This is a genomic window from Mycobacterium sp. NGS64 (assembly GCF_059812245.1).
This window is the reverse complement of the sequence record NZ_JCALCI010000008.1, coordinates 118225-126630: the sequence shown is the minus strand read 5'-3', so window position 1 is coordinate 126630 and position 8406 is coordinate 118225. Positions and strand designations below refer to the sequence as shown.

The 8406-nt window shown below is 69.4% G+C and carries 9 protein-coding genes; 3 read left to right on the top strand and 6 right to left on the bottom strand.

Features of this window, described 5'->3' with window-relative positions; genetic code table 11:
- Positions 1-59: 59 nt before the first annotated feature.
- From AC5Y4S_RS25585 to AC5Y4S_RS25570, 4 genes are all read right to left on the bottom strand, one after another.
- The gene (locus AC5Y4S_RS25585) at positions 60-1424 is read right to left on the bottom strand and encodes a hypothetical protein (RefSeq protein WP_500035373.1); all 1365 of its coding nucleotides are present in this window, start codon (positions 1422-1424) and stop codon (positions 60-62) included.
- A complete protein-coding gene (locus AC5Y4S_RS25580; protein WP_500035372.1) occupies positions 1421-1783 on the bottom strand; it encodes a cupredoxin domain-containing protein in 363 nt (120 codons plus the stop codon). The genes AC5Y4S_RS25585 and AC5Y4S_RS25580 overlap by 4 nt, the downstream gene beginning before the upstream one ends.
- 4 nt (positions 1784-1787) lie before the next feature.
- Positions 1788-3626, bottom strand: coding sequence for a hypothetical protein (locus AC5Y4S_RS25575; protein WP_500035371.1), 1839 nt, complete (start codon positions 3624-3626; stop codon positions 1788-1790).
- Positions 3627-3704: 78 nt separating this feature from the next.
- Complete coding sequence (locus AC5Y4S_RS25570) at positions 3705-3896, bottom strand: hypothetical protein (RefSeq protein ID WP_500035370.1); 192 nt, start codon at positions 3894-3896, stop codon at positions 3705-3707.
- A gap of 132 nt (positions 3897-4028) precedes the next feature.
- Here AC5Y4S_RS25570 and bioB point away from each other — a divergent pair, with 132 nt between their 5' ends.
- Genes bioB through AC5Y4S_RS25555 form a run of 3 tightly spaced genes read left to right on the top strand, consistent with a single transcriptional unit; the run spans position 4029 to position 5966 of the window.
- Positions 4029-5069 (top strand): biotin synthase BioB, encoded by a 1041-nt coding sequence (bioB, locus tag AC5Y4S_RS25565; protein ID WP_068131490.1) that lies wholly within the window; start codon positions 4029-4031, stop codon positions 5067-5069.
- A 13-nt stretch (positions 5070-5082) separates the two neighbouring features.
- The gene (gene bsaP, locus AC5Y4S_RS25560) at positions 5083-5310 is read left to right on the top strand and encodes a biotin synthase auxiliary protein BsaP (protein ID WP_068103887.1); all 228 of its coding nucleotides are present in this window, start codon (positions 5083-5085) and stop codon (positions 5308-5310) included.
- On the top strand, positions 5307-5966 hold the full coding sequence (locus tag AC5Y4S_RS25555) for a DUF2567 domain-containing protein (protein ID WP_500035369.1): 660 nt from the start codon (positions 5307-5309) through the stop codon (positions 5964-5966). Before bsaP ends, AC5Y4S_RS25555 begins: the two co-directional genes overlap by 4 nt.
- Before the next feature lie 160 nt (positions 5967-6126).
- Here the strand turns inward: AC5Y4S_RS25555 and AC5Y4S_RS25550 are convergent, their stop codons facing one another.
- Positions 6127-7479, bottom strand: coding sequence for a lipase family protein (locus AC5Y4S_RS25550; protein ID WP_500035368.1), 1353 nt, complete (start codon positions 7477-7479; stop codon positions 6127-6129).
- A 155-nt stretch (positions 7480-7634) separates the two neighbouring features.
- Positions 7635-8345, bottom strand: coding sequence for an NUDIX hydrolase (locus tag AC5Y4S_RS25545; protein ID WP_500035367.1), 711 nt, complete (start codon positions 8343-8345; stop codon positions 7635-7637).
- Positions 8346-8406 lie beyond the last annotated feature (61 nt).

Sequence of the window (8406 nt, the reverse complement as noted above, 5' to 3'; positions counted from 1 at the left end):
GCCAAGATCCCGCCGCGAGCTCACACCGAAAGCCGTGGGCTCACAACGACATAGCCGAGCTAGCCGCCGAACAGCAGATACAGGCCGGTGAACGTGTAGCCGACCATGACGAGCATCATCGTCAGCTGCCCCGTGAGCTGATGGCCGGCCGGCAGCAGCCGCAGGGCCCTGTCGTGTGCGGCGACCACCGCCACGATGTGCCCGGTCACCACCGACGCCACCTTGATGCCGGCGAGCAGCGGGGGATGCGCCGACAGCAGGTAGGCGACCTGACAATGCGCCAGCCCCAACAGGTTCCAGCCGCGGCCGAACGGATCGGCCAGCGCGAACACCGCCTGCTGGCCGCGCTCGACGAGGTAGGACAGATAGTGCGCGAAGATGTAGCCCACCACGATCGGGATCAGCGAATGCGCCATCCGCCCGGGCAGGGCACGGCGTTGCTCACGGTCGACGCCGCCGGTGGCGCGCGCCGCAAGCGAAAACGTCACCGCCACAACGGAAATGAATATGATCAGCCCCACGGTGCGCAACAGCGACGACGACAGCGTCGGCGCCAGGCCGAAGCCGCGCGAAACCTCGTCGGCGAACCCCCGCCACGTCGGCGACGACGAGAAGCTGTCGAACGCCGTCGACCCGAGCAGCACCGCCAGCAGCACCACCACCCCCGGCCGCACCGGCAGCGACGGCAGGTGGTCGAGCGGATTCCCGACGACGATCCTGCCGGTGTCCGGGTTGCGCCGAAACGGGCAGAGCCGGGAAACCGCCATGCTGTACACACCGAACGGGTCGGCCCGGGCCAGCCACCGCTGCCCGCACAGCCACGCCCCGACCAGCATCAGCGCCGCATAGGTCGCCAGCCACGCCCGGACCAGCGGCAGCGACGCCGAGTTGGGGCTGGCCAGCTCCAACCACACGAACGCGAACAGGCCCAGCGCCGCCGGCCGATAGCCCCAGCCCTCGGGGTAGGACCACCGCGGTTGACCGAGTCGCGCCGGCGTCACGCGCCGCAGCAGCAGATACAACGTGCGTATCGGCGAGATCACCCGCCAGACCGGGCCGAAGAGCAACGACACCGCCACCAACCCGACCCACAACAGCACGTAGAACGCCCCGAGCAGGGCGTTGGACTCCGACCGCGGACCCCACACCCCGGCCGACACCACCCACACCGCGAACGCCAATGCCAGCCCGGCCGCCGTCCAGCGGGTCGCCCGGGCGTCGACGAACGAGGTCAGCGCCGACGGCAGCGGGCGGCCGGGCTTGTCCGGATCGAAGCGCGGCCGCCGCCACGCGAACGCGACCAGCGCGAACGTGAACGTCAGCGCCCACGCCGCCCCGACCATCGCGTACAGGTACGGCACCGGAAGGTCGCCTGACCCGCCCAGGCCGTGCGCGAGCACCGCCGTCGCGCCGGCGGCGCTCACGGCTGGACTTGGATCGTCGCGATCGTGCGGTCCAGGTGATGCAGCTCGACCTCGACGTTTCCCGGGACGTCGACGCTGAACTGGAAGGTTTGGCCGGGCGCGGCCGCGACCGGGAACTTGTGGTCGGGCGTCGAGTGCACGTGCAACTCGTCGGGGGCGTCGCTGGTGACCCGCAGGGTGATTTGCTGGTGCACCTTTGCCTGCAGCGTGGCGTTGGTCGGGGTGACCTGGCCCTTGGCGATGGTGATGTCGACGACCGGGGCGGCGGCGGGCGACTGGGGCTGCGATCCGCCGCAGGCGACCAGCGCGCACGTCAGCGCGGCCGCCCACGCGGTGACGAGGGCGCTGCGAACCATCATCAGGCTAGGCCGCCCTGGGGGCCCCGGGCACGGGGTGCTTTTCCTCGACCGGCTCCGGCGATTGCTGGACGTTGTTCAGCCGGCCGACGCCCCAGGTCAGTGCGCTGATCACCATTAGGGTCAGGATCAGCACCACGATCCCGCCGGCGGTGAACAACCAGGCCGGCGCGCTCTGGTCGCGTTCGCGCTGCAGGATCGTGACCTCCAGGACGAACGGCCGCACGCTTTGCGCCAGCGCGGGAACCTCAGGTGCCGGAATGGCGTCGTCCGCGGGCTCCCAGATCGGCAGGGCCGTCATCGTGCGGCCGTCCTGCACCCGTAGCAGCGTCTTCCACTCGCCCCACACGGGAACCGGCTGGGTCGACCGGTAGTGCCCCGGACCGACCTTCTCCAGTCGGTCGATCATCAGGCCGCGGTTGTTCTGCATGCGGCCCTGCCAGGACAGGATCGTGAGCCACTCCGGATGGTCGCTGACGAACGGCGGGGTCAGCTGCACGTCCGCCGACACCATCCGCCGCCCCGGCTGGCTCGGCTGGTCGGTCAGCGTGACGGTGGCGGTGTTTTGGCTCGGCACCACGATGTGCAAACCGTTGGCCACCGCGGCGCCGATCACCAACACCGTCAACGCCACCGCGGCGATGCCGACCCGGCGGCCCGGGAGCCGCTGTCCGGTGAGCACCATCCCGAACATCGCCCCGCACACCCCGGTCAGCACGGCCACGGGTACCGACATCGCCAGCGCCTCGCCCCACATCCTCGTCGGCCACGGGTAGTGGTACACCGCGCCGATCCACAGCGACTCCAGCCACAGCCCGACGGTCGCCACGCCGAGGCCACAGACGGCACCAAAAGCGATGGGGCGCTTGAGGAGTGGGGTCAGCGCCACCAGCTCGACGACCAGCGCCGGACCCAGATAGAGCGGGAACCAGTTGATCGGGGCGCCCAGGATGGGCCCGACCAGCAACGCGACCAGGCCCCGCAGCGCGACGGCGAACAAGGCTCCGATGACCGCACCGCCGCGCCCCATGGTCAGGCGGGCGGCAACCGCCGCCAGCGCGGACGCCGCGGCGATCAGCATCGGCTGGAACACCAGCCGGAATTGCGGGACGCCGAAGTCGAATTCGATCTGATAGACGGACAGCCCGATGAACAGGCCGCCGAAGGACAGGTAGCGCAGGAACGTGATGAACGGGCCGTGGAAGACCTCCGCCCCCGCGTGGGCCTCGCCCTCGCGTTCCAGGATCAGCACCGCGAACAGCGAAAAGCAGGCCCCGCCGATCATCATCAAATGCGTTGGGCCCCAAAGGGTTACGTCTTGGCCGAAGATGCGGTGCCAAATGTCGTCGAGGGGGAACCCGATCATCGCGTACAACCCGCAGCCCGCCATCAAAATCCCGCCGACCGGGGCGTACCAGTTACGCGTGATGCGCACCGCCGCCGGGCCGGGCTGGTCGAACGGCAGCACGATCGCCAACATGCCCGCGACGAAGATCCCGAACAGGCCGATGATGATGAAGTAGTGCGCCGGGTTCGCCAGCGGGCCGGGGTCGCGGCCGTTGCCGATGTGCCAGCTGACGTCCCAGATGAACCCGAACAGGGCGCAGATGATGAACGTGGTGAAGATCAGGACCGGTAGGGCCACCCAGTTGGGGCGGTGGAACTTTTCGCCCATCTTGTCGGCGATGCGGGTCAACCACTCGATGCGGTGGGTGCGGTGCGCATAACCGATCCACAGCATGGCCGCGCCGATCACCACGGCGGCGATCGACAGTCCGATCACCTGGTTAAGGCCGGCGCCGCGCGCCGGCGCCTCGGCCACAAAAGTGAGTTCCGCCGATTTCATCGTCAAACCCTCCTGCACCCCGGCCTGGCGAGCTGTGATGCAGCTCGCAGGAACCGGAATGCCCCGATCGAGGGCCCGTCAATCACGCTTTTTGTCGGCGGCGTCGGTTTGCTGGTTCGCACCCGCGTCGCCGCCGTTGCGGCGGTCTTTCAGCGCGACGTACAGGATGACCCCAACCACCGCGATCGCCGGCAGGAAGGCGGGGATCGCCAACAACAGCATGTGGTGGGCCAGGTACTCGATGTGCGCCTGGGCCTCCCAAACAATCATGGTGCAGACATACCCCGTCTGGCCCAATCTCCGGAGGCCGTTACCCTACTTTGAACCGATTTGTTCAGGCTGCCATGACGACGTGGCAGGTGCGGGTGCGCGCGCACGCAAAAAGATGCAGGGGAGTACCTGGTGACTCAAGCGGCAACTCGGCCGACGACCGACGCCGACGACTCGAACGACGACATCCTCGCGGTGGCCCGCAGGCAGGTGCTCGACGGCGGCGAGGGCCTGACCCGCGACCAGGTGCTGCGGGTGCTGCAGCTGCCCGACGACCGGCTCGAGGAGCTGCTGGCGCTGGCCCACGAGGTGCGGATGCGCTGGTGCGGCCCCGAGGTCGAGGTCGAGGGCATCATCAGCCTGAAGACAGGCGGGTGCCCGGAGGATTGCCACTTCTGCTCCCAGTCGGGGCTGTTCTCGTCGCCGGTGCGTAGCGCACGCCTGGACATCCCCAGCCTGGTCGAGGCGGCCAAGCAGACGGCCAAGTCGGGGGCCACCGAGTTCTGCATCGTGGCCGCGGTCCGCGGCCCCGACGAGCGGTTGATGGCGCAGGTCGCGGCCGGCATCGAAGCGATCCGCGACGAGGTCGAGATCAACATCGCCTGCTCGCTGGGGATGCTGAGCGCCGAGCAGGTGGAGCAGCTCTCGGCGATGGGCGTGCACCGCTACAACCACAACCTGGAGACCGCCCGCTCGTACTTCCCCAACGTCGTGACGACCCACACCTGGGAAGAGCGCTGGGAGACGCTGTCGATGGTGCGCGACGCCGGCATGGAGGTGTGCTGCGGCGGCATCCTAGGCATGGGCGAAACCCTGGAGCAGCGCGCGGAGTTCGCGGCCGACCTGGCCGAGCTCGGGCCCGACGAGGTGCCGCTGAACTTCCTCAACCCGCGGCCGGGCACGCCGTTCGGCGACCTGGAGGTGCTGCCGGTCAGCGAGGCATTGAAGTCGGTCGCCGCCTTCCGGCTGGCGTTGCCGCGCACGATGCTGCGCTTTGCCGGCGGGCGCGAGATCACGCTGGGTGACCTCGGCGCCAAGCAGGGCATCCTGGGCGGCATCAACGCGGTGATCGTCGGGAACTACCTCACTACACTCGGGCGCCCCGCCGAGGCGGACCTGGAACTGCTCCAGGATCTGCAGATGCCGATCAAGGCGCTCAACGCCAGCCTGTAAGACACTGGAGACCGTGGTTCGGGAATTGGGCGCCCCGGTCGGCGCCGGCGTCTACAACGTCTACACCGGGGAACGGGGTGGCTCGGCCGTGCCGACCGCCGCTCAGCTGGGCCTTGAGCCGCCCCGGTTCTGCGCCCAATGCGGACGGCGGATGGTGGTCCAGGTTCGGCCCGACGGCTGGCGGGCGCGGTGCTCGCGGCACGGCGAGGTCGACTCTGCGGACATGGAGGCAAAGCGGTGACCGAGCACGCCGAGCCGGCGTATTTCGACCCCTCCGGCGTTCCCCGTAAGGCGCGGGCGCGCGCGGTCCTCGTTGCGGCGCTGGGGGTGGCCGCGACCGGCGTCGCGATCGGCGGGCTGTGGGCCTGGATCGCGCCACCGCTTCGCGCGGTGGTGGCGATCACGCGGGCCGGCGAGCGGGTCCACGACTATCTGGGCACCGAGTCCGAGCACTTCTTCATCGCCCCGGCCATGCTGCTGGGCCTGTTGACGGCGCTGGCGGTGGTCGGCGCGGTGCTGGTCTGGCAGCGGCGCGAGCACCGCGGGCCCGCGATGGTCCTGGAGCTGTCGCTCGGCATGGTGGTCGCCGCGGCGGTGGCCGCGGGGACGGGTGCGCTGCTGGTCCGGCTGCGCTACGGTGCGCTGAACTTCGACGCGGTCGCGGTCTCGGGCAGCCCGCCGGTCGCCTATGTCACCCAGGCGCCGCCGGTGTTCTTCGCCCTCCACCTGCCGCAGGTGGCGGTGACGCTGGCGTGGCCCGCGGGGATCGCCGCGCTGGTGTGCGCGCTGCTCGCGGCGGCCGACGCCCGCGACGACCTGGGTGGTCTTCCGGTGGCCGGTCGGCCTCCCGGCGCGCTGCCGATGGAGCCCGAAGCCCCGGAGGCCGCCGTCTCGTAGGCGTCGCAGCGTCGCAAGCCGTCGAAGCCGCGTCGGTGTGAACCCCCGGCATTCGGTGTGAACCCACGGCGAGATCTGGGCGATTTTTCCGCCCTGGACTCACGCGCAAAGCCCAGGACACACTCAGCGGGGCGGGTGCCGAGCTCGACGTCCAGGGACCTTACAGCGGGCGGTGCGGGATCTTGCGGCCGGTGATGACCTTGGCCGCGATCTTGACCAGTCGCGCCATCCCGACGTAGGTCATCGGGTTGAACATCGTCGGCCACGTCGTCCGGATCAGGTGCTCGGTCAGCGGCCGGCCGGCGAACCGGTCGGTGAGCCAGCGCAGCGTCATCGGCGCGGACAGCGGGTGCAGGCAGATGTGTTCGTTGAACGCGTCCCGGTGGTAGGTGACCCGGGCGCCGCCGGCCGAATAGGCGTCGGCGAGCTCGTCGATGTCGTGCACGTCGATCAGGTAGTCGTGCACCGCCTGCACGATCAGCACCGGCGGCGTCGGCACCGCCGCGCCCAGCTTGATGCTGTCGAAGACGTAGGTGACCTCGGGGGTCGACAGGATCTCTTCGAGCGGCTCGTCGAGGTAGTCGCCCATGTTCTTGCCGGCCATCCGCAGGACGGCCTCCACCGTCGTCATGTCGTGCAGCGAGTCGAGCAGGGCGCGCCCCTCCTCGTTGGTGTGCTCCTTGATGATCCGGTCCAGGTCGGGGTAGATCTTGGCCAGCGCCGCCACCACCAGCGCGGGCAGGCCGGCGAGGAAGCTCCCGTTGAGCCGGCGAAACGTGTGGCCGAGGTCGCCGACGGGCGATCCCAGGACCGCGCCGACAATGTCCAGTTCGGGCGCGTAATCGCCGCACATCTCCGCGGCCCACGCGCTGGCCAGGCCACCGCCGGAGTAGCCCCACAGCCCGATCGGCGGCTTGGTGTCGGCTCCTGCCGACAGGCCAACGCGTTCCGAGCTCAGCGCGGCGCGGATGCCGTCCAGCACGCGGTAACCGGGTTCGTACGGCGCGCCCCACAAACCGTGGATGCCCTCGTGGTCGGGCACCGACACGGCCCAGCCCTCGGCGACGGCGGCGCTGATCAGCAAGAACTCGAACTGGCTGAGCGACCCGAGGGCCTTGGCCCGGCGCCTCAGCGCGTAGGACGGAAAGCAACGCGACGTCATCGCGTCGATCGCGCACTGGTACGACAACACCGGGCAGCTCTGCCCCGGAGCCAGTTGGGCCGGGACGATCACGGTGGTCGCCGTCGCCTCGGGCTGGCCGTTCATGTCCATCGTGCGGTACAGCAGCTGGACGGCCTTGACGTGCTGGGGTACCAGACCCAGGAAAGCCAGCTCGACGTCGCGCGAGCGCAGCACCGTGCCGGGCTCGGCGTGCTGGTAGCCGGGCGGCGGCTGGTAGAACGGGTCGTCGGAGGGCAGCAGCGGACGGACCTTGCGCTGCAGCTCCTCGTGGTGCGGCCGTCCGATCCACTGAGCGCCACTCGTGCCCGCGAGATTGCCGAGCTCAACCATTCGCAGATCCCTCCTTGGCCATCCGGCATTCTCGCGCATGAACGAACGGTGGCCAAAACGTAATCGCCGCATTGTGAGCCAGTTCTCGTGGTCCCCCCAGCTCACGGGCGAAAGGTGTTCTGCCCAATGTACCGGCGTGTCGCGGGCTGGCGGCGCTAAAGCTGACCGGGCGGCCGAAACGCGGCGAATTCGTCGGTGACCCGCAGCCGGGAGTCGGTGAAGTGATAAAGCGCCGCCGGTCGTCCGCCGCTGCGGCCGGACTGCGCGATGGTGCCCGTCTGGCTGATCACCCCGCGCCGGACCAGCACCCGCTGCAGGTTCGTCGCGTCGACCTGGTAGCCCAACGCGGCGCCGTAGATGTCGCGCAGCGCGGACAGCGCGAATTCCCTTGGGGCCAACGCGAATCCGATGTTCGTGTAGGACATCTTGGCGGCCAGCCTGGTCTGGGCGTGGGCGACCATCGGGCCGTGGTCGAACGCCATGGGCGGCAGCGAATCCACCGGATGCCAGCGGGTGTCCGGGGGCAGTTCCGGCGTGGCGGGGGAGGGCACCAGGCCCAAGAAGGTCGAGGCGATCACCCGGGCGCCGGGCACCCGGTGTGGGTCGGAAAACACAGCGAGCTGCTCCAAGTGAGCCAGCTCTCGCAGGTCCACCTTTTCGGCCAGCTGGCGCCGAACCGAGGTAGTCATGTCCTCGTCCGTGCGCAGCCGTCCGCCCGGCAGCGACCAGGCGCCCTTCTGCGGATCCCTGGCGCGCTGCCATAACAGGACGTTCAACTGCGGTTTCTGTCTACGGGGGCCCGCCGTTACCTGACGAACCTGGAACACGACCGCCAGCACCTCGTGTTCAGTGCTAGTATGGCCCATGTTTTCGATTATAAGTCGAAAACCTCCCGGGACGAAAGGAACCGCTGTGACGGTTTCGATT